This window comes from Streptomyces sp. NPDC101776 (genome assembly GCF_044766845.1).
Lineage (GTDB): Bacteria > Actinomycetota > Actinomycetes > Streptomycetales > Streptomycetaceae > Streptomyces.
On the sequence record NZ_JBIWMV010000016.1, the window covers coordinates 104,265 to 125,299 of the forward strand.

The window sequence follows — 21,035 nt, forward strand, 5'->3', positions numbered from 1 at the left end:
CGTCGACCGTGCCACCAGGACGCCTTCTACTGTGGGCAGTTCCAGTACCAGGGGGTGGATGTCGTGGCAGAACGGCCCGAAGGCGCCGAGGTCGTGGCGGCGGTGCAGCGGGTGTTCCGGGACGGGCTGCTGAGCGGGAAGTCCGCGTTCGTGCCCGCGTGGGACGCGTGGACCGAGCCGACCGCCGCCGATCTACGCGTGCGTTTCGTGGACCACCCGGACGAGTCGTCGGACACGTTCCTGGTCAAGCTGCGCCGCCAGCTCGACGGTGCGCCGGACGAGACGATCACGCTGGCGGCCGAGCTGCTGTTCGTGAACATGGCACCGCTGGTGCCCGAGCAGATAGGGCTGCCCAAGAAGCGGGAGATCCTGGGCGAGGTGCTGTCCTGGACCGAGCGTCCGGTGGCGGTACCGGCGGACCTGGAGAGCGGTCTGGGCGGGTTCATCAACGGCGGCCAGGGTTTCCTGAACTACCGCTGGGCACAGTTCCAGATCCTGGTCCTGCTGGTGGAACGGCTCGCCGGACTGCCTCTGCCGGAACGGGAGTCGATCCTCGGCGACCCGTGGCGGTTCCGCGCCGAGTGCTTCGCGGTGCAGGAGTCGGAGGGGCACAAGAAGGGACGCGCGCAGATCCACATCCTGCTGTATCTGCTCTTCCCGGACGTCTTCCAGCCCATCGCGAGCGTCTATCACAAGCAGGAGATCCTGAAGGCCTTCGCCGCCGACCTGCCCGAGCCGATCGGCGACCAGGACCGCGATCTGCTCACCCTCCACCAGACCCTGGAGGCTCGGTCGGGGGCGCCGGTCGACTTCTACGCCGAGCCCTGGCAGGGCAGTTGGCGACGGCGCGCGGCCGAGCACGCGCAGCGCGGCTGGCTGGTCCGCGGATACAACGTCGACGGCACCAACTTCGTCCCGTCCTGGCTCGACCAGGGCTACTGCTCCCTGGCCTGGCGGGACGTTCCGGAGATCCCCGCCGACTCCGGCAAGCCGCAGGTCCAGCGCGCGGTCGCGGAGGCGATGCCCGACGCCAGCGCCCAGCTCCGCGGCCAGGCCACCTACCAACTGCACGCGTTCCTCTCGGTGATGAAGCCCGGCGACGTGATCGTCACCGTCACCCCGCACGACGTCCACGTCGGCACCCTCCAGGGCCCGCCGTCGTACGACCTCTCCGACGGCCCCGACAACGCCCGTCGCCGTCCGGTGCGTTGGGCCACCGCCGACCGGCCGTTGCGGCGTGCGCAGCTCCCCGAGGCGGTGCAGGCCCAGTTGACCCGGCCACCGGCGGTCTACGACATCAGCAGCGTCGCCGCCGAACTCGCCGAGCGGGCCGGACTTGAGGACGTGGTGGCCGAGCCGCTCATCGAGGCCGACGTCACCAAGCCGCTCGAACTGCCCTCCGTGACCGAGGAGTTGGCGGCGCAGTTGCTGATGCCGCAGGACTGGCTGCGGGAGACCGCCGAACAGCTCCAGGAGCAGCGGCAGTTGGTCTTCCACGGGCCGCCCGGCACGGGGAAGACGTATCTCGCCCGCGCGCTGGCCCGCCATCTGGCCGGACCCGACCGGGTGGAACTGGTCCAGTTCCACCCCTCGTACACCTACGAGGACTTCTTCGAGGGCTTCCGCCCGGTGCGGGGCGAGAACGGCTCGGTGGTGTTCGACGTGGTGCCGGGCCCGCTGAAACTGCTGGCCGAGCGGGCTCGCACGGACCCGTCGAACCCGTACATCCTGATCATCGACGAGATCAACCGGGCCAATCTGGCGAAGGTGTTCGGCGAGCTGTACTTCCTGCTGGAGTACCGCGAGGAGCCGGTGACCACGCAGTACAGCCCGCACGACCCGTTCCATCTGCCGGGCAATCTCTTCGTCATCGGCACGATGAACACCGCCGACCGTTCGATCGCGCTCGTGGACGCGGCGATGCGGCGTCGCTTCGCGTTCCGCCGGCTGTCCCCCGAACTGCCGCCGGTGCGCGGCCTGTTGGAGCGCTGGCTGCGCGCTCGCGGACTGCCCGACACGGCGGCGCGGCTGCTGGACGCGCTCAACTCCCGCCTCGGCGACGCCGACCGCGCCATCGGACCGTCGTACCTGATGAAACCCTCCGCGGCCCGACCGGAGGGCCTCGACCTCATCTGGCGCACCCAGATCCTCCCCCTCCTGGAGGACCAGCTCTACGGCACCGGTATCGACGTCGAGGAGGAGTACGGGCTCACGGCACTGAACGCCGCCTGGGTGGAGGAGCGTTGAGCACGGACCGGCTCCGCCGCACAGAAAGCCGCCTCGCCGGAGGGGCGTTGCGCACGGACCCACTCCACCTCACCGTCGACGAGACCGGCCCCGGCATCGTGCGCGAGCTGACCGGCGACCAGCTCGCCGCGCTACTCGGTGTGCCCGGGCTGGTGCGGTTGAGTCCCGCGACGGGCGGGCGATGGCGGCTGACCGGAAACCAGAAGGCGGGCCTGGTCCGCCTGCGCACCCCCTCCGGGGGCGCCGTCCAGCTCCACCTGCGCCCCAAACTCCCGGTCCGCAACCTGCTGTTCCTGCTCTCCTACGCGCCCACCGACCCCTGGCTCCGCGAGACGGTCGACGCCGCCGAGGCCGACGACCTGCTGCCCGCTCTCGCCGATCTCCTCGCCCGCGTCACCCGCCGCACCCTGGACGCCGGTGTGTTGCACGGCTACCGCACGGTCGAGGAGGAACTCCCCCTGATCCGGGGCCGTATCCGCACGGCGGACCAACTGCGCCGCGTCGGCCTCCCGCTCCCCGTCGCCGTCCGCTACGACGACCACACCCCGGACATCGCCGAGAACCGCGTCCTGCTCGCGGCCCTGCACCGCGCCGCCCGCCTGCCCCAACTCCCTCCGCACACCGGCCTCGCCCTGCGCCATCTCGCCCACCACCTCACCGGCGTCCACCTGCTCCCGCCCGGCACCCCGCTCCCCCGCTGGACCCCGAACCGCCTCAACTCCCGCTACGCACCGGCACTTCGGCTCGCGGAACTGCTCCTGTCCGACCGGTCACTCAACCCGGAGGGCCGTCGACTCCCCACCACCGCGGACGGGTTCGTGCTCGACATGCCGGCCGTCTTCGAACGGTTCCTCACCCTGGCGCTCACCGACGCCCTGGCCCGCCGCGGGGTCCGCTGCGCCGCCCAGGAACAGCACCACCGCCTCGACCAGGCCGGGCACGTCCGGCTGCGCCCGGATCTCGTCCTGTACCGGGCCGGCCGTACCGTCTCCGTCGTGGACGCCAAGTACGCCTTCCGGCACGCGCCCGCGCCACCCACCGAGCACCTCTACCAACTGCTCGGCTACTGCACGGCGTTGGGCCTCCCGGACGGCCATCTCGTCTATGCCGCGACGACCCGGGACGGCCCGACGGAGCACGTCATCCGGCGCGTGGGCATCACCGTCACGGCCCACGCCCTGGACCTCGATCTGCCGCCCGCCGAACTCCTCACCACAGTGGGCGAATTGGCCGACCGGATCACGGCCGCACCGGACCCGGAGCGAGCGGAAGCCGATGTTCCTCCAGGGGCTACCGGGGAGTAACCGCTTCGCCCTACGCTGCTCCCGCCACCAAGGCTCCAACCAGGCGACGGCGAAGGGGACTTGAGACTCATGAAGGCGATAAGACGGCTGGCGGCACTGCTCACCGGGACGGCCCTGCTGCTGACGGGGGCCGCCGGCAACGCGCATGCGGCGGCGCCGAAGTTCTCCGAGACGACGACGATCGGCACGCACAACGCGTACGAGAAGGACAAGTACACGTACTGGGCACAGGCGTTGGACTCCGGGGCCTCGCTGCTCGAACTGGACGTCTACGTCGACAGCTTGAGCAAGCGGTGGCGGGTCAGCCACAGCGACCTGTTCTCCAACGACAACAACTGCGAGTACGCGAGCACCCCCGCCGACCTGTACAGCAAGGACCGCAACCAGGACCTCGGCAGCTGCCTGGACAACATGGCCGCCTGGAACACCCTGCACCCGGACCACGCGCCCATCATCGTCAAGGTGGAGATGAAGGTGGGCTTCAACCAGACCATCGGCCTGGGCCCGACCGCGTTCGACACCCTGGTCTCGCAGAAGCTCGGCAACAGCGTCTACAAGCCGTCCGACCTGCTCGGCTCCTCGTACTCCACGCTCGACGCGGCGGCCCAGGCGAACGCGTGGCCCTCACGCGACGACCTCAAGGGCAAGTTCATCTTCGAACTGATCCCCGGCACGGTCGAGCAGGCCAACCCCTTCGACCACTACTGGACCGACCAGGAGTACGGCGACCATCTGCGCGACCTGTACGCGGCCGGCACGATCGCGCAGGCGCAGGCCTTCCCCGCCGTACTCGGCGCGGCGAACGGCGATCCGCGATCGACCCGTTGGGCCTCGGACACGTCCGTCCGACCCTGGTTCGTGTTCTTCGACGGAGACGCGGCGACGTACGTCAACAACGGCTACGACACGTCGTTCTACTCCACGAACCACTACATCCTGATCATGACGGACGCGTACGCGGTGGCCCCGGCGATCTCCTCGACGGCCCCCACGGACGCGGAAGTAGCCGCGAAATTGGCACTGTTGGCCGCCGATCACGCAAGCGTGATCACTTCCGACTGGTCGTCGAAGTCGGCCTCGGTCCTCGGCTCGGTGGCCACCAGAAGCTGAGGTTCCGGATCCGGGGGACGGGGCACAAGTCCCCCATGCTTCATGGAATCGACGTAAGCGCGTACCAGTCCACGGCGTATGACACGGACGGCTCCTCCTTCGTCTTCATCAAGACGACGGAGGGCCGCTCGTACGTCAACCCGAGACTCACCGCGCAGACGAAGACAGGCCGTGACGCGGGCCTGGTCGTCGGCTTCTACCACTTCCTCTGGCCCGGCAACATCACCGCACAGGCGGAGTACTTCGTCAGCAAGGCCCCCGAGAAAGCAGGGGACTTGCTGGCCGTGGACTGGGAGACGACGGGCGACGGCACCCACGCGTCGAACGCGGAGAAGGACACCTTCATCCGCAAGGTGAAGGCACTGCGGCCGAACAACCGCGTCATCCTCTACTGCAACCGCAGTTTCTGGCTGACCCTCGACAAGACGTCCTACGCGGGCGACGGCCTGTGGATCGCCGACTACACGACAGCCGGCAAGCCCCGCATCAAGGCGGACTGGGTGTTCCACCAGTACACGTCCGACCCGCACGACAAGGATGTGGCCGACTTCGCGAGCAAGGCGGCACTGCGCACCTGGGCCGCGGACGCCTGACTCACGGGCGACCGCGACCCGGCACCAGGGTCGTCCTCAGCCCGCGAAGTCCCCGGTCCGCTCGGGCGACGCCTCCGCCAGTCCCTTCGTGATCCCGTCCACGCCCTCCCGGAGTCCGTACACCGGCGTCCCCGGCTGCTGGCGCCAGGACTCGTCGAGGGGGCCCGAGTCGACGGTGTCGAAGCCGAGGTCGTTGATCAGGGCCCTGACCACGCGCTTCGCCGCCTCGTCGTCGCCGGCCACGGGGAGGGCGAGGCGGTCGGGGGCGCCGGCCGGGCGGTGGCGGTCCAGGATGTCCTGGGCGTAGGTGCCGTTGAAGGCCTTGATCACGGTGTGGCCGATCTGCTGCGCGGTCCAGCGGCTCTCGGTGAGGCCCTCGTCGAGGATCGCCGCGATCCGGCCGTCGCGCCCGGGGTAGTAGTTCCCGGTGTCGATGACCGCGAGGTTCTCCGCGGCACCGTCCAGGAAGCCCTTGGGCAGGTTCGGGACCGCCTTCAGCGGAATGGTGACCACGACGACCTCGGCCCCGTTCGCCGCCTCCTCGACCGGTACGGGGGTCGCGCCCGTCTCCTCGGCCAGCGCGGTGAGTGTCTGCGGGCCGCGCGAGTTGGCGACGGAGACCTCGTGCCCGAGGGCGGTGAGCCGCCGGGTGAGGTTGCCGCCGATGTTGCCCGCGCCGATGATGCCGATCTTCATGACAGACCCTTCGCCGATCCAGAATCGGTGCGCACGAATCAATGCACACGCATGCTCCTGGAGGGCCTCAACCCCGGGCGGCCGTCGGCTATTCCGACTCCCCGCCGTACGAGTGACGGCGTCCGACGGCCGACCTCCCCCGTACCTGCTCCCCGCCTACTCCCCGAACGGGTCCTCCAGCTCCGCCCGGAGCACCTCCGCCGCCACCCCCGCGTCCCCCTCCGCGACCGCCCGCACCAACGCCTCGTGCGCCCCGTCCCCGGTGTTCGGATCGTGCTCGCGCAGTCCGGTCAGGGCGAGCAACTCCACCAGCCCCTCCCGCAGCACCGGTCTGAACTGGGCGAAGAGATCGGCGAGTACGGGGTTGTGCGCGGCGGCGACCACGGTCGCGTGGAACGCGATGTCGGCGTCGACGAAGGCGACGTCGTCGACCCCGGAAGCAGCCCTGCGGGCCTCCAGCGCGTGCTCCATCGCCGTCACGTCCCCGGGTGTACGACGGCTCGCCGCCAGCCGGGCCGCCTGGACCTCGACGCCCATCCGCACCTCGTAGACGTCGGTCACCGCGGCCCGCCGCAGCCGGGTCGGCCAGTCCTCGGCGGGTTCGGTGGCGACGACGAACACGCCGGCACCCTGCCGCGGCCGGACCAGACCGGCCCCGGCGAGCGCCCGCAACGCCTCGCGGACCGTCGAGCGGCCCACGCCCAGCTCCGTGGCCAGCGTGGTCTCGCCGGGGAGCTTGGTGCCGACCGGCCACTCACCGGCGGCGATCTGCGCGCGCAGCCGGTCGGCGGCCTGTTCGACGAGGGGACTGGGACGGACGGGACCCAGCGGCACGGTGCTTCACCAACCTAAGTATCAGGAGATTCTCACTTGTCTGAGGACCTGAGGTGTGGATAGCGTACCGGCATGACGCTTCGCGGTCTCGTTCTTCTCGGCTGCCGCGGCGGGGCCTGACGCGACCGGCACCCCGCCGCGGGTCGCCGTGCTGCCGGTCACCGTCCGACCGAGCCGAGAGCAGTCAGCAGACGATGACCATCGCCCCCTCCTTCCGCTGGAACCCCCAGCGTCCGAGCCCGATGCCGCACCACCGCTATCGCCCCTTCCAGGAGCGCGTGAACGTCCCTGCCGGGGACCGGAGTTGGCCCTCCGCCCGCTTCGAGCGCGCTCCCCTCTGGGTCCCCGTCGACCTGCGCGACGGCAATCAGGCCCTCGCCGAACCGATGGACACGCCCCGCAAGCGCCGCCTGTTCGACCTGCTGGTGGCGACCGGTTTCAAGGAGATCGAGGTCGGCTACCCCTCCGCGAGCCGCACCGACTTCGACTTCGTACGGCACCTGGTGACCGACGGGGCCGTGCCCGATGACGTCACGCCGGTCGTGTTCACCCCGGCCAGACGGGAGTTGATCGACCGCACCTTCGACGCGATCGAGGGACTGCCCCGCGCGGTGGTGCACCTGTACATCGCGACCTCCCCGGTCTGGCGGGAGGTGGTGCTCGGCCGCGACCGGGGCGAGGTGTGGGCGACCGTCCGCGCGGCGGCCGAACACATGGCGCGCCGGGCCCAGGAGGCGCCCGGTGTCCGTTTCCAGTTCTCGCCGGAGACCTTCAACCTCACGGAACCCGACTTCGTCCTCGAACTGTGCGACGGGCTCACGGAGTTGTGGGACGCGAGCCCGGACCGGCCGGTCACGCACAACCTCCCGGCGACGGTAGAGATCGCGACGCCGAACGTCTACGCCGACCAGATCGAGTATCTGCACCGGAACCTGTCCCGGCGGGAGTCGGTGATCCTCTCCGTCCATCCGCACAACGACCGCGGCACGGGCGTGGCCTGCGCCGAACTCGCCGTCCTGGCCGGCGCCCAGCGCGTCGAGGGCTGTCTCTTCGGCAACGGCGAACGCACCGGGAACGTCGACCTGGTGACCCTCGCGCTCAATCTGTACGCCCAAGGAGTGGACCCCATGGTCGACTTCGGGAACATCGACGCGGTCCGGGAGACCGTCGAGCACTGCAACCGGCTGCCGGTGCATCCCCGACACCCGTACGCCGGCGACCTGGTGTACACGGCGTTCTCCGGCACCCACCAGGACGCGATCAGCAAGGGCCTGGTCCATCACACGGACAGGGCAAGGGAGTTGGGGGTCCCGGAGCGGGAGGCTCCCTGGTCCGTCCCGTACCTGCCGATCGACCCGGCGGACGTGGGCCGTTCCTACGAGGCGGTGATCCGCGTCAACTCGCAGTCGGGCAAGGGCGGAATGGCGTATCTGCTGCGCGTCCACCACGGCCTCGACCTGCCGCCGCGCATGCGGCCCGACTTCTCCCGGGTCGTCCAAGAGGCGACGGACGCGAGCGGTCGGGAGACCACACCGAAGGAGCTGTACGAGCTGTTCCGGGAGACATATGTGGTGGAAGGCCCGCTGGAACCGGGCGCGTACCCGGCGGACACGGCCGCCCCGGTCGACGCGCTCGCGCCGGCCGGGCACACGGTCGACGTCCTGGAGCTCACCGAGGACGGGACGACGGCCGCCTACGCCGAGTGCCGGGTGGACGGCGTCACGATCTGGGGTGCGGCCGAGGGTTCGGCGGCCTCGGTACGGGCCGTCCTCTCCGCCGTGAACTGGGCGAACCGGGTGAGCCGATGAGCGAGGTGCTGCGTGCCGAGGACGTGCGGGTCGTACGGGACGGGCGGCCCATCCTCGCGGAAGGCTCCCTCACCGTCCGGACCGGCGAGCACTGGGCGCTCCTCGGTGCAAACGGGGCGGGAAAGTCAACCCTGTTGAGCCTGCTCGGGGCGCAGGTCCATCCGACCGGCGGGACGGTGGAGGTGCTCGGCCGACGTCTGGGCCGGGTCGACGTACGGGAGTTGCGGTCCTACGTGGGGCACGTCGATCCCCGTCATCCGCTCACCGAACCCCGGCGCGTCCGCGAGGTCGTCCTCACCGGGCTGACCAACTCCGTCGCGCCGCTCCCCCGTTGGCGGCCGACACCGGAGCAGGAGGCGCGGGCCGAGCGGCTCATCGACACGATGGGGCTCGCGGAACTCCGTGACGCCCGCTGGCCCACGCTCTCGCAGGGGCAGCGCGGCCGGACCCTGATCGCCCGGGCGCGTGGGGGTACCTCCCGGTTCGAGCGAAGCCGAGAACTGGGGGAGCCCGAGCCCCGGCTCCTACTGCTGGACGAACCGGCCACGGGCCTCGATCTGCCGGGCCGCGAGCGGCTGCTCGACGCGTTGGACTCGCTGCGCCGGGAGCATCCGCACCTGGCCACCGTCCTGGTCACCCACCACCTGGAGGAACTGCCCGCCGGCACCACCCACGCCCTGCTCCTGCGCGACGGCCGCACCCTCGCGCAGGGCCCGGCGGCCGAGGTCCTCACCGGCGACCAGGTCGGCAAGTGCTTCGACCTGCCGCTGGTCCTGGACCGGCACGACGGCCGCTGGAGCGTGCGGATCAGGCACCGGGGATGACGAGAGGGGCGCCCGTCCACCGAAGGACGGGCGCCCCTTCCGACCAGAGCACTGCGGACCCTCTCGGGTCACTTGTTCAGGTGGGCCCAGAACTCGTCGAACGACAGGACCTTGTCCCCGTTGAGGTCCCGGCTCTTGATGATGGCCTCGGCGACCGCCTCGGTCACGTTCCAGTCGCCTCCCTGGGCCAGGGCGGTCTTGAACTCGGCCGCGGTGATGACACCGTCACCGTCCGTGTCGATCCGCTGGAAATGCTTGCGTGCTTCCTCGATGTCCGCCACCGGATCCGCCCCTTCGTAACGCATTACTACCTGTTGACGCAGGCCAGGTTAACCGGCCGCGCGAGCCCGCAGTGCGGCGACCACCCACGCGAACTCCTCCCGGTGCGCCCCCGCGGGTCCCGAGCCCTTCACCGTGGACAGCAACTCCCGGTACCGGGCAAGCCTGTTGTTGGACGCCGCCTCCATGCGTTCGAGTACGACGGCCGAATCGCCGCCGTCCCCCAGCACCTCCCGCACGATCGCCTCCGCCTCCGGCGACTCGGGGGCGATGCCCTGGGCCCTGGCCTCCGCGCCCAGCTGCACCAGCCGCATCGGGAACCAGGTGGACCGCCCGCGGACGGCGGCGCGCTCCTGGTCCGACGCATTGAACTCGACCGCCCTGCGCATCTGTGCCCGGAACTCCGGGTCCTGCACCATCTCCGCCAACTCCACCCAGGCATCGACCTGTTCGGGCGTCGGGTCGTCCGGCAGGTCCACCGCGATGGACCGCATTCGCTCCTTGATGCACGGATCCACGGTGTCGAGCCCGTGGAACAGCTCGTCCACGAACTCCTCCATGATCCGCCTGCGTTCGGCCGCCGACAGCCGTGCCAACTTGTTCATGAGCGTCATCTCCTCCGCGGTCGAACCGCGTCTCGCGACGGTCGACAGCACCGCCCTGGTCACTCTCAGCGATCGGATCTGCGCGTCCAGTGCCACCACATGGGCGGCGGCGACCTCCGCGACGGTCGTCTCACCGGCCAGCACCTTGCGTACGTCGTCCAGGCCGAGGCCCAACTCGCGCAGGGTGCGGATCAGTTCGAGCCGGGCGGCGCACTCGGCGTCGTAGAGCCGATAGCCGCCGGCGGAGCGGGTCACCGGGGTGAGCACGCCCTCGTCCGACCAGTAGCGGATGGTGCGCACGGTCAGTCCGGTGGCTCTGGCCAGCTCCCCGATGGTGAGGAGTCCGGTGCCGTCGTCGATCATGTCTACGAGTGTGGGCCTTCCAGTGGGTGGAGACTCAAGCGGCGCAAGGAGCTTGGCGATGGAGACTCTTCGGGACATTCTCGACGCGGTGGCCCGGGACGACCTCCCGCCGCCGGACGGCCGTACGACCGTCGTGCCGCAGATGAACGAACGGGACGCGGGAGTCCTCGCCTTCACCGCGCACGCGGTCGTCTTCGTCGACGAGGATCCGCAGTGGGTCCAGGACACCCTGGCGGCCGTGCCGTGCGACGCGCTCGCGGCGCCGATGAACCCGTGGTTCCTGATGGCCCTGCTGGAGCGGACGGGCCGCAGGGCGGAGACCATCGACGCGATGCTGGTCGGCTCCCCGCTGCCGGGCGAACCGCCGGTCCCCCTACGGGAGATCACGGACGGCGACCATCCGCGGATCGTGTACGCGCGCGGCCGGCGCGACGACGTGCGCGCGTGGACGGCGGAGGGCGGAGTGATCGTGCTGGGGCGCGGGGTCGGCGGCCGACTGGAGGTCTCCGTCGAGATCGACGAGGACGTACGGCACCGGGGGCTGGGCCGCGCGCTGGTGGCCGCCGCCCGGCATCTCACCACCGAGCCGCTGTGGGCGCAGGTCGCGCCGGGGAACGCCCGCTCGATGCGGGCGTTCCTGGCGGCGGGCTACCGTCCGGTGGGTGCGGAGGCGGTGCTGCTCAGCGTGCCCTAGGGGTCAGTGCCAGGGCTTGTAGTTCGGGTTGCTCTCGCAGTCGCTCATGATCTCGACCTTGGTCTTCTTGTCGACCGGGCAGACGCCGATGACGTACTGCCGCTGGATACCGCCGGGGAAGGCGACCTCGACCTGGTCGGCCCACTTGTGGGTGTCGCCGATGGTCTTGTTGACGTCCACACCGCCCGGGGCGTCGACGTAGTAGTTGTAGCCCGACTTGTACCAGGTCTTGTACAGGTCGTGGTCGTAGGTCGTCGAGACGTACGGCGAGGGCTGGTTGACCAGGACGTACTTCTCGACGTCGTACTGCCCGTCGACGACGTCCTTGGGGGCGAAGCCCTGGTCGAAGACGATCGCCGGGCCCCGGCTGTCGCTGCGGTAGAGGGTGCCGCAGGTGGTGCGCCAGACCGGGTCGGGGGTGATGCGGCTGATGTCCACGCGCTGGTCGACGGCGGCCATCGCCGGGTCGGCGACCACGGGACAGGCCGGCGCGGCGGCCCGGGCCGGGGTGTGGGTCGGGTGGGCGGGGACGGTCGCGGCCGTGGTGGCGAAGACGGCCGCGAGGGACAGGGCGGCGGCAACGGCTCGTCGCCGCAGGTGAATCGTGATCATGCGGTGCACGATCCCGGTTCCGCGGCGACGAGTCGCGGATCATCACCCATATGCGGGCGTGTCCAACTGACCGGATTTCAGTCGGTTTTCGGGCGGCCTCAGCGGAAGATGCCCGTGTGGCCCAGTGAGTAGCGGCCCGGCTGGGGATAGACCGCGAGGCCGTGCGGGCCGCCGCCGACCTTGATGCGGGCGAGCTGGTGGCCGGTGCGGGTGTCGATGGCGTAGACCTCGGAGTTGTAGCGGCCGGAGAGCCACAGGACCTTGCCGTCGGCCGAGACGCCGCCCATGTCGGGGCTGCCGCCGTTCGGCAGGCGCCACTTCTTGGTCAGCTTGTTCTTGGTGAAGTCGAAGATGGAGATGGTGCCTTCGCCTCGGTTGGAGATGTACATCTCGCGCGAGTCCCGGCTGATGTAGAGGCCGTGGCAGCCCTTGCCGGTGGGCAGGAAGTCCGGCTTGGCGAAGGTGTCGCCGTTCAGGACCCACATGCCGTTCGCCATCATGTCCGCGATGTAGAACCGCTTCCCGTCGGGCGAGATCTTGACGTCCTGCGGCATCGAGCCGTGGAACGGCAGCTTCTGCTGCCCGATGACCTTCATCTTCTCGGTGTCGACCTTGAGCAGTTCACCGCTGAACTCGCAGGAGACGATGAAGTACCGCCCGTCCGGGGAGAAGTCGGCGTGGTTGACGCCGTAGCAACCGACCGGGACCGCCTTCACGGTCTTCATCGTGTGCGCGTCCCGGAACACCAACTGCCGGTCCAGGGACGCCATCACGATCGCGTACCTGCCGTTGGGCGTGAAGTAGAGGTTGTACGGGTCGTGCACGTCAACGGGCTTGCCCGCCTTGCCCGTTCGGGGGTCGATCGGGGTGAGGGTGTTGCCCCGGTCGTTGTTGACCCACAGCGTCTTCAAGTCCCAGGAGGGGACGACGTGCTGGGGCTGGGCGCCGACCGGGATGGTCTCGACGACCTTGTACGTCCTCGGGTCGATCACGGAGACCGAGTTGGAGTTGGTGTTGGGGACGTAGACCCGGGAGGGGAAGTCCCGCACCACGGGCGAGAGTTGGTTCGGCCGGTCGGCGGCGTACAGGTCGGCCGGGTTCAGCACCGGCGGCATACCGGGCAGCGCCCGCGCGACCGGCGGCTTCTTCTCCTGCTGTTGCGGCTGGAGGGCGGCCTTGGTACCGAGGGCCTCGTCGGCGTGGTCCTGTGATCCGCAGCCGGCGAGGGCGGCCAGCGCGGCGAGGGCGGCGCCGGTGACCAGGGCACGGGTGAGGGGGGTGTGTCGCATCAGCTCAGCAGCTCCGTGATCGTCACCGCGCGCAGTCCGCGACGGTCGAGTTCTTGCAGTACGGCGGGGAGCGCGGCGACCGTGCCGGCGTACCCGAAGTGCATGCTCACGACCGAGCCGCCCCGGACCTCGGCGAGCACCTTGCGGGTGATGGCGGGGGCGCCGGGCTCGGTGAAGTCGAGGGAGTCGACGTCGTAGGAGAGCACGTGCGGGTAGCCCACGCGGTGGGCCAGGCGCTGGACGAGCGGGGACGCGGCCGGGGCGCGCGAGGGCCTGAACCAGGTGCCGATCGAGCCGGTGAGCCGCTTGAGGCGGTCGGCGCAGCCGGTGATCTCGGCCAGCGCGTCGGCCTCGGACAGGGTGTTGACGGCGATGTGGCGCTGGGTGTGGTTGCCGAGGTCGTGGCCGCCGTCGAGGATGCGGCGGGCCATGGCGGGATGGGTGTCGAGCCAGGTCCCGACGGCGAGGACGGTGACGCGGGCGCCGTGTTTCTCCGCCTCGGCGAGCAGGGCGGTGGCGACTTTCGGGTCGCCCTGGCCGTGGAAGGTGAGCGCGATCCGGGGGCGGTCGCGGGGTCCGTGGGTGATCTGCGCGGGCTGCTGCGGGAAGGCGCGGGGGGCGGGGGCGGGCAGCGGCGTCGCCTTGGCGGCGGGCGCCGGTCCGCTGGCGGGGGCGGCGGGGGGTGCGCTGGAGCCGGTCGTGGCACATCCGGCGGCGAGAGCGCCCCCGGCGACGAGCCCGGCACCCGCACGCAACGCCGTACGGCGGTCGGTCGTGGTCACCCGGCCCATTTAAGGGGTGTTGAGTAAGAAAGCGGGGCATTGACCCGAATGGGGGACCTGCCCGGGTCGCGCCTCGAACGGCCGTCCGTGCGGTGGGCTCCGAGGCCCGAACTGCCGTACCCACAGCCGGAGTTCAGCGATCGGCGACGCGCATCTCGAACCACGTCGTCTTGCCGCGCGGCAGCAGATCGACGCCCCAGCGGTCGGAGAGTTTGTCGACGAGGAACAGACCCCGCCCGCTCAGATCCATCTCCTGGACCGGCATCAGACACGGCAACCCACGCGAGGGATCCCGCACCTCGACCCGGATCCAGCCCCGGCGCCGCTTCATCCGCAGCCCGAACACCCGGGCACCCGTGTGCCGTACGGCGTTTCCGACGAGCTCCGAGACGAGTAAGACGGCGTCCTCGGTCAGCTTCGGACTGAGCCCCCAGTGGCGGAGCACGACGATCTGGGTGAGCCTGCGGGCCGTCGCGGCGGACTCGGGGCGGGACGGGAGCGGAACCTCCGCCTCCGTGGGATTGCCGAACAACTCGATCGCTTTGAGTGCCCGCTCGTCCTCGACCGCAGGCGACCAGCGCGCCGCGGTCGCACGGCCTTGTCCCCGCGGCTGTCCGATACCTTCCAGCCCCGCCATGCGTCCATCATGGCCGCCGCAGACGGGCTCCGGGGCGGTTCCGGGGGAATACGCCCCCCGGAAGCCCCCGTTCCGCGACATTCGATCGGCATGTGCCAGAGTCATTTCAGGGCTGGCGACAGCCCCTCCGACCTGCGGTGAAGGCTCTGTTGGAGGCAATCGACAGGCTCCCTCGACAAGGCAGGCTTAAGGTCACGTTAAGGTTCCCATAAACCGACCCGCCGAGAGACCTGTATGAGACATCGCGTCAATTGCAAGTGGATGAGCGGTATTTGACGGTCCGGTTCACCAGAACTTGACGGTCCGGTTCACTGGAACTTCGCCTTGCCGGGGCCCTCTTCGACGAAGCTGCGCATCCCGCGCTCACGGTCCTCGGTCGCGAACAGCCCCGCGAACCACGTTCGTTCGACCGCCAACCCGGTCTCGATGTCCGTCTCCAGACCGGTGTCGATCGCTTCCTTCGCCGCACGCAGCGCGATCGCCGGTCCCTGCGCGAGCTTCGCCGCCCACGCGTGCGCCTCCGTGTACACGTCCGCGGCCGGCACCAGCCGGTCCACCAGGCCCAGTCGAAGCGCCTCGTCCGCCTTGACCATACGACCCGTGAAGATCAGGTCCTTCGCCTTCGACGGACCGACCAGCCGCGCCAGCCGCTGCGTGCCGCCCGCACCCGGGATCAGCCCGAGGAGGATCTCCGGCTGCCCGAGCTTCGCGTTGTCGGCGGCGATCCGGAAGTCCGCGCACAACGCCAACTCGCAACCCCCGCCCAGCGCATAGCCGGTAATGGCCGCCACGACCGGCTTCGGGATACGCGCCACCGCCGTGAACGACTCCTGCAACGCACGCGACCGCACCACCATCGCCGCGTGGTCCATGCGCTGCATCTCCTTGATGTCCGCGCCCGCCGCGAACACCTTCTCCCCGCCGTAGACCACCACGGCCCGCACGTCCTCGCGGCGCGTGGCCTCCTCGGCGAGTTCCTTGAGGCGGTCCTGGGTGGCGACGTCCAGCGCGTTCATCGGCGGGCGGTCGAGGCGGATGGTGCCGACGCCCTCGGCGACTTCGAGATTCACAGTCATGCACGCATTATCGGGGGTCTGGGGGTCGTCCCCCGGATGGGCACAGCACGTGCGCCAACGACCACGGGCCCGGTGCCGTAGGTCACGGCACCGGGCCCGTACATCAACTACAAGCTGTCAATTGAAGACCTACGCCGTCCACTTCGCCCACGACATGTTCCAGCCGTTGAGCCCGTTGTCGGGTGCCACGGTCGCGTCGTTGGAGTTCTTGACGACCACGACGTCACCGAGGATCGAGTGGTTGAAGAACCACGCGGCCGGGACGGTCTTGCTGTAACCGCCCTTGACGTCCTGGAGGCCGATGCAGCCGTGGCTGGCGTTGTAGTTGCCGAAGGCGCCGCCGCCCCAGTAGTTGCCGTGGACGAAGGTGCCGGAGTCGGTCAGGCGGGTGGCGTGCGGCACGTCCTTGATGTCGTACTCGCCGCCGTAGCCGACCGTTTCGCCGTTCATCCGGGTCACGGTGAGCTTCTCACTCATGACCATCTGGCCGTTCCAGGTGTCGTAGCCGGGCTTGCCGGTGGTGACCGGGATGGTCCTGACGGTCTTGCCGTCCTGGGTGACCTTCATCGTGTGCTTCTTGGCGTCGACGATGGAGACCTGGTTGCGGCCGATGGTGAAGTCGACCGTCTTGGTCTGCTTGCCGTAGACGCCCGAACGGCCTTCGACGCCGTCGAGGTTGAGCTTGACCGTGACCTTGGTGCCGGACTTCCAGTAGTTCTCCGGGCGGAAGTCGAGACGGTCGTTGCCGAACCAGTGACCCGCGACGTCGACGGCCGGCGAGGTCGTGATGGTGATCGCCTTCTTCACGTCCTCGGGGTGCGTGATGCCCCGGGTGAAGCGGATGGAGAACGGCATGCCGACGCCGACCGTGGAGCCGTCCTCGGGGGTGAAGTAGCCGACGAACGTGTTCTTCGGGGTCAGCGTGGTGAAGCTGGAGTCCTCGGCGGCGACCCGCCCGTCGGAGTCCTTGGCGACCGCGTGCACGGTGTACTTGGTGGAGGCGGCGAGATGGGTCGCGGGCGTCCAGCTCGCGCCGCCACCGGTGATCGCGCCGGAGATCTTGGTGCCGTCGGTGTCCTTGACGGTGACCTCGGTCAACTTGCCCTTCGCGGCGCTGATCTTGAGGGCGCCGCTGGTGTCGACGGACTTCGAGCCGTTCTTCGGGGCGATGGTGACGACCGCCTGCGACTGCTTGGTCTCGGCCGTGTCCGAGCCCTTGGCCTTGCTGTCGCCCGAACCCGACCCGGAGTTCGAACCGCCGCCGCCTCCGCACGCGGTGACGGCGAGCAGCAGCACGCCGAGGATCAGCGCCAGCAGCCCCTTGTTTCTCCGGCCGCGGGCGTCCCCCGACGCCCCCGATATCGGTCGCACGTTCAAGACTTTCTCCCCTCGCCGGGCCCGGTCAGGCCCGCACCCCTTCGCGCATCTGACGTGCACGTCCGCGCATATTAACCGTCAGGTTTTGAGCTTCATGTCAGGCGAATGTCACCATTCGGTCGCAACTTCAACTGCCGCCTGACACAGGCTCCCCGCCCCCCGTGCGGTCACTTCAGGGCACTGCCCGCCTTCCACTGCTTCCAACCCATGTTCCACCCGCCGAGGCCATTGTCCGGAGCGACCTGTTTGTCGTTGCTGTGCACGACCTCGACCACGTCCCCGACGATGCTGCGGTCGAAGAACCACCCGGCCGGGGTGTCCGAGCCACCGCCCTTCACGTCCCGCAGTCCCACGCACCCGTGGCTGACGTTGACGTGTCCGGGGGCGGTCGGCGCCCAGTAGTTGCCGTGCAGGAAGGTGCCGGAGTCGGTGAGCCGCATGGCGTGCGGGACGTCGGGGATGTCGTACTCACCGCCGAAGCCGACCGTCCGGCTGTTCATCCGGGTCACTTCCAGCATCTCCATGACCACCATTTTCCCGTTGTACGTCGTGGTCCTGGGGCCGCCTGCCGTGATCGGCACGGTGGCCAGCAGGGTGCCGTCGCGCCGCACCTCCATGGTGTGCCGGACGGCGTCGACGAGGGAGACCTGGCTGCGGCCGACAGTGAAGGAGAACGTCTTGTACTGGAGGCCGTAGACGCCCTTCGCCCCTTCCACGTCCCGCAGGCGGAGGGAGACGGTGACCTGCGTACCGGGTTTCCAGTAGGTCTCGGGGCGGAAGTCGAGGCGGGTCCTGCCGAACCAGTGCGGGCGGACCTCGACAGCCGGCTTCGCGGTGATGTGGATCGCGCGCTCGACCGCGGCCCGGTTCTCGATGTCCCGGTTGAAGCCGAGGGAGACGATCATCCCGGTGCCGACGGTGGCACGGTTCTCCGGGGTGACGTAGCTGATGAACCGTTCGTCCGGGACGTAGGTCGTGAAGGTGGTGTGCCGGGCGGAGCGCCGGCCGTCGCCGTCGAGGGCGACCGCGTCGACGGTGTACTCGGCGGCCAGCGCGAGCTTCCCGTCCTCGGGTTCCCAGCGCAGTCCGTCGTCGGAGATGCGGCCGGGGACGGGGGTGTCCTGGGCGTCCTGTGCCTTGACGACCTGCACGGACTCCAGGCGCCCGCCGGCCACCCGGACCACGAGCCGCCGGTCCGGTCTGACGCCCTTGCTGGCGTCCTCGGGCGAGATCCGGATCACATCCTCGGGCGCCGGTGCCTTGCCGAAGATGTCGCCGATACCGCCCCCGCCCGAGCCGTCCGAAGTACAGCCGGTGGCTCCGGCCAGCAGTCCTGCCCATGTCAGTACGGCGGCCAGTGCGACCCCCGCGCGCCGTGCGCGCCCTTGTGCATACCTCACGGGGTGTCCAACGAGCGGGCACGCTCCGGGGAAACGTGAGTGCGACCCACGCTCTGGGCAGAACAGTGGGGAGGATGACAGGACAGGGGCCCGCGACCGGGACGTCGCGCGGTCTTCACCTCGTCGTTCCATGAGCCGCGGGAGGCCGGACGGTGTCGAGCGCAGCCGAGCAGGAGGCCGTGCAGGAGGGGTACGTCGACGACGACGGCGTGCCGGTGGAGCGGTCCGTCGTCGACGCACCCGTACCGGCACCGCGTGCCGCACCGGTGCTGAACGGCGCCCCGCACACCGGGCCGCCGGTGCCCGTGTGGCCGGGGACGCCGATGCCGTTGGGGGCCCGGTTCCGGGTCGGCCCGGACGGGGTGGCGGGCACCAACTTCGCGCTGTGGGCGGGAGGTGCGGAGGCGGTCGAGCTGTGCCTGTTCGACCCTGCGGGTGTGGAGACCAAGGTCCCGCTCACCGAGCTGACGCACGAGATCTGGCACGGCTTCCTGCCGGGTGTGCTGCCCGGGCAGCGCTACGGCTTCCGGGTGCACGGCCGCTGGGACCCGTGGACCGGCGCCCGCTGGAACCCGGCGAAGCTGCTCCTCGACCCGTACGCGCGGGCGGTGGACGGCGAGTTCGGGCTGCCGCCCGAGGTGTACGCGCACGTCCGGGACTGGCCGCAGCAGCAGGTCGCGGACACCGTGCGCGACGACCGGGACTCGGCACCCCACGTCCCCAAGGGTGTGGTGGTCCACGACGACACCACCGACGACGAGTGGATGGACGACCGACGCCCGAAGACCCCGTGGGCGGACTCGGTCATCTACGAACTCCACGTCGGCGGCTTCACCAGACTGCACCCCGGGATACCCGAGGAACTCCGGGGCACCTACGCCGGGTTGGCGCACCCGGCCGCCATCGAGCACCTGGTCGAGCTGGGCGTGACGGCCGTGGAACTCCTCCCCGTCCACCAGTTCGCGCACGAGGACCATCTGCTGCGCAAGGGCCTGAAGAACTACTGGGGTTACAACTCCATCGGCTATTTCGCCCCGCACGCGGGCTACGCGGCGACCGGTACGGCGGGCCAGCAGGTCGGCGAGTTCAAGCGGATGGTGCGCGCGCTGCACGAGGCCGGGATCGAGGTCATCCTCGACGTGGTCTACAACCACACCGCCGAAGCGGGCGAGTTGGGGCCGATGCTCTCCCTCAAGGGCATCGACAACCGCGGCTACTACCGCCTCCAGAGCGACGCCCGCCGCTACACGGACTACACCGGCTGCGGCAACACCCTGCACGTCGTACAGCCGCACGTCCTGCGCCTGATCACCGACTCCCTCCGTTACTGGGTCACGGAGATGGGCGTCGACGGTTTCCGCTTCGACCTCGCGGCGGCGCTGGCCCGCTCGATGCACGACGTCGACATGCTGTCCCCCTTCCTCGCCGTGATCGCCCAGGACCCGGTGCTACGACGGGTGAAGCTGATCGCCGAGCCCTGGGACGTCGGCTCGGGCGGCTACCAGGTCGGCGCCTTCCCACCCCTGTGGACGGAGTGGAACGACCGCTATCGCAACGCCGTCCGGGACTTCTGGCGGGGCGCGCTGCCGGACGTACGGGACCTCGGGTACCGGCTGTCGGGCTCCAGCGACCTGTACGCGTGGGGCGGCCGGCGCCCCTACGCCTCGGTCAACTTCATCACGGCGCACGACGGTTACACCCTCCGCGACCTCGTGTCGTACGAGCGCAAGCACAACGAGGCCAACGGCGAGGGCAATCGGGACGGCACGGACGACAACCGCTCCTGGAACTGCGGGGTCGAGGGCGAGACGGACGACGAGCGCGTGAATGCGCTGCGGCGACGGCAGTTGAGAAATCTCCTCACCACGCTCCTGCTCTCCACGGGCGTGCCGATGCTGGTCGCGGGCGACGAGCTGGGGCGGACGCAGCGGGGCAGCAACAACGCCTACTGCCAGGACAACGAGATCAGTTGGGTGGACTGGGAGCTGGCGGAGGACCCGGGCTGGCGGGCGCTGACCGACCTCACCGCCCGGCTGATCGACCTGCGCCACCGCCACCCGGTGCTGCGCCGCCGGGCGTTCTTCTCCGGGCGGGCCCATTCGACGGACGGCATAAGGGACTTGGCCTGGTTCACCGCGCGCGGCACGGAGATGACGGAACGGGACTGGTACGCGCCCGCCGCCACCCTGGGCATGTACCTCTCCGGCCGGGACATCCCCGGCCGGGACGAACGCGGGGCACCGATCGTCGACGACAGCTTCCTCGCCGTCCTGCACGCGGGCCACCGGCCGGTGAGCTTCGTGCTGCCGGGGCCGCCGTGGGCGGAGCGGTACGAGGTGGTCGTCGACACGTCACGGGAGGAACAGGGGGAGGCGCCGGGGGTGGTGCACCGGGCGGGGGCCGCGATCACGGTGCCGGCGCGGGCGGTGCTGTTGCTCAAGGTCGGCTGAGGGGCGCGGGGGGCCGGGGCGACGTTTCAGGTGCGTGAACTCCCGGGCGGACGGC

19 protein-coding genes are annotated in these 21,035 nt (G+C 70.1%); 8 read left to right on the top strand and 11 right to left on the bottom strand.

Annotated elements, in window-relative coordinates:
* Nucleotides 1-63 precede the first annotated feature (63 nt).
* The 4 genes from ACIRRY_RS36830 to ACIRRY_RS36845 all read left to right on the top strand — a co-directional run bounded on the left by ACIRRY_RS36830 (nucleotide 64) and on the right by ACIRRY_RS36845 (nucleotide 5,254).
* Nucleotides 64-2,247: an AAA family ATPase gene (locus ACIRRY_RS36830; protein ID WP_403981710.1), complete on the top strand. Its 2,184-nt coding sequence runs from the start codon at nucleotides 64-66 to the stop codon at nucleotides 2,245-2,247.
* The gene (locus ACIRRY_RS36835) at nucleotides 2,244-3,551 is read left to right on the top strand and encodes an McrC family protein (RefSeq protein ID WP_403981712.1); all 1,308 of its coding nucleotides are present in this window, start codon (nucleotides 2,244-2,246) and stop codon (nucleotides 3,549-3,551) included. Before ACIRRY_RS36830 ends, ACIRRY_RS36835 begins: the two co-directional genes overlap by 4 nt.
* A gap of 69 nt (nucleotides 3,552-3,620) precedes the next feature.
* On the top strand, nucleotides 3,621-4,661 hold the full coding sequence (locus ACIRRY_RS36840; RefSeq protein ID WP_403981714.1) for a phosphatidylinositol-specific phospholipase C domain-containing protein: 1,041 nt from the start codon (nucleotides 3,621-3,623) through the stop codon (nucleotides 4,659-4,661).
* 35 nt (nucleotides 4,662-4,696) lie between these two features.
* Nucleotides 4,697-5,254 (top strand): glycoside hydrolase family 25 protein, encoded by a 558-nt coding sequence (locus ACIRRY_RS36845; protein ID WP_403981717.1) that lies wholly within the window; start codon nucleotides 4,697-4,699, stop codon nucleotides 5,252-5,254.
* Between the two features lie 36 nt (nucleotides 5,255-5,290).
* Here ACIRRY_RS36845 and ACIRRY_RS36850 read toward each other — a convergent pair whose 3' ends face one another.
* Nucleotides 5,291-5,968 carry an NADPH-dependent F420 reductase gene (locus ACIRRY_RS36850; RefSeq protein ID WP_403982008.1) on the bottom strand — a complete coding sequence of 226 codons (678 nt, stop codon included), beginning with the start codon at nucleotides 5,966-5,968 and terminating at the stop codon, nucleotides 5,291-5,293.
* A gap of 138 nt (nucleotides 5,969-6,106) precedes the next feature.
* The gene (locus ACIRRY_RS36855; protein WP_403981719.1) at nucleotides 6,107-6,784 is read right to left on the bottom strand and encodes a FadR/GntR family transcriptional regulator; all 678 of its coding nucleotides are present in this window, start codon (nucleotides 6,782-6,784) and stop codon (nucleotides 6,107-6,109) included.
* A 194-nt stretch (nucleotides 6,785-6,978) separates the two neighbouring features.
* On the opposite strand from ACIRRY_RS36855, the gene ACIRRY_RS36860 reads away from it, so the two are divergent.
* On the top strand, nucleotides 6,979-8,592 hold the full coding sequence (locus ACIRRY_RS36860) for a 2-isopropylmalate synthase (protein ID WP_403981721.1): 1,614 nt from the start codon (nucleotides 6,979-6,981) through the stop codon (nucleotides 8,590-8,592).
* Complete coding sequence (locus ACIRRY_RS36865) at nucleotides 8,589-9,416, top strand: ABC transporter ATP-binding protein (protein WP_403981724.1); 828 nt, start codon at nucleotides 8,589-8,591, stop codon at nucleotides 9,414-9,416. The genes ACIRRY_RS36860 and ACIRRY_RS36865 overlap by 4 nt, the downstream gene beginning before the upstream one ends.
* A gap of 68 nt (nucleotides 9,417-9,484) precedes the next feature.
* Here ACIRRY_RS36865 and ACIRRY_RS36870 read toward each other — a convergent pair whose 3' ends face one another.
* A complete protein-coding gene (locus ACIRRY_RS36870) occupies nucleotides 9,485-9,697 on the bottom strand; it encodes an EF-hand domain-containing protein (RefSeq protein ID WP_200689953.1) in 213 nt (70 codons plus the stop codon).
* Nucleotides 9,698-9,745: 48 nt separating this feature from the next.
* A complete protein-coding gene (locus tag ACIRRY_RS36875; protein WP_403981727.1) occupies nucleotides 9,746-10,663 on the bottom strand; it encodes a MerR family transcriptional regulator in 918 nt (305 codons plus the stop codon).
* Nucleotides 10,664-10,721: 58 nt separating this feature from the next.
* Here ACIRRY_RS36875 and ACIRRY_RS36880 point away from each other — a divergent pair, with 58 nt between their 5' ends.
* On the top strand, nucleotides 10,722-11,357 hold the full coding sequence (locus ACIRRY_RS36880; RefSeq protein WP_403981729.1) for a GNAT family N-acetyltransferase: 636 nt from the start codon (nucleotides 10,722-10,724) through the stop codon (nucleotides 11,355-11,357).
* A gap of 3 nt (nucleotides 11,358-11,360) precedes the next feature.
* Here the strand turns inward: ACIRRY_RS36880 and ACIRRY_RS36885 are convergent, their stop codons facing one another.
* The 7 genes from ACIRRY_RS36885 to ACIRRY_RS36915 all read right to left on the bottom strand — a co-directional run bounded on the left by ACIRRY_RS36885 (nucleotide 11,361) and on the right by ACIRRY_RS36915 (nucleotide 18,530).
* Nucleotides 11,361-11,969, bottom strand: a complete 609-nt coding sequence (locus tag ACIRRY_RS36885; RefSeq protein WP_403981732.1) for an ADP-ribosyltransferase — start codon at nucleotides 11,967-11,969, stop codon at nucleotides 11,361-11,363.
* A gap of 98 nt (nucleotides 11,970-12,067) precedes the next feature.
* Nucleotides 12,068-13,258 carry a hypothetical protein gene (locus tag ACIRRY_RS36890; RefSeq protein ID WP_403981734.1) on the bottom strand — a complete coding sequence of 397 codons (1,191 nt, stop codon included), beginning with the start codon at nucleotides 13,256-13,258 and terminating at the stop codon, nucleotides 12,068-12,070.
* On the bottom strand, nucleotides 13,258-14,049 hold the full coding sequence (locus tag ACIRRY_RS36895; RefSeq protein WP_403981737.1) for a polysaccharide deacetylase family protein: 792 nt from the start codon (nucleotides 14,047-14,049) through the stop codon (nucleotides 13,258-13,260). The genes ACIRRY_RS36890 and ACIRRY_RS36895 overlap by 1 nt, the downstream gene beginning before the upstream one ends.
* A 124-nt stretch (nucleotides 14,050-14,173) precedes the next feature.
* Nucleotides 14,174-14,677: an ATP-binding protein gene (locus ACIRRY_RS36900; protein WP_200691125.1), complete on the bottom strand. Its 504-nt coding sequence runs from the start codon at nucleotides 14,675-14,677 to the stop codon at nucleotides 14,174-14,176.
* A gap of 308 nt (nucleotides 14,678-14,985) precedes the next feature.
* Nucleotides 14,986-15,753, bottom strand: coding sequence for an enoyl-CoA hydratase/isomerase family protein (locus tag ACIRRY_RS36905; RefSeq protein ID WP_403981739.1), 768 nt, complete (start codon nucleotides 15,751-15,753; stop codon nucleotides 14,986-14,988).
* A gap of 129 nt (nucleotides 15,754-15,882) precedes the next feature.
* Nucleotides 15,883-17,130, bottom strand: coding sequence for an Ig-like domain-containing protein (locus ACIRRY_RS36910; RefSeq protein ID WP_403981741.1), 1,248 nt, complete (start codon nucleotides 17,128-17,130; stop codon nucleotides 15,883-15,885).
* A 167-nt stretch (nucleotides 17,131-17,297) separates the two neighbouring features.
* Entirely contained in the window at nucleotides 17,298-18,530 is a 1,233-nt protein-coding gene (locus ACIRRY_RS36915) for an Ig-like domain-containing protein (protein WP_403981744.1), read from the bottom strand.
* A gap of 152 nt (nucleotides 18,531-18,682) precedes the next feature.
* Here ACIRRY_RS36915 and glgX point away from each other — a divergent pair, with 152 nt between their 5' ends.
* On the top strand, nucleotides 18,683-20,980 hold the full coding sequence (gene glgX / locus ACIRRY_RS36920) for a glycogen debranching protein GlgX (protein ID WP_403981746.1): 2,298 nt from the start codon (nucleotides 18,683-18,685) through the stop codon (nucleotides 20,978-20,980).
* Nucleotides 20,981-21,035: the final 55 nt, after the last annotated feature.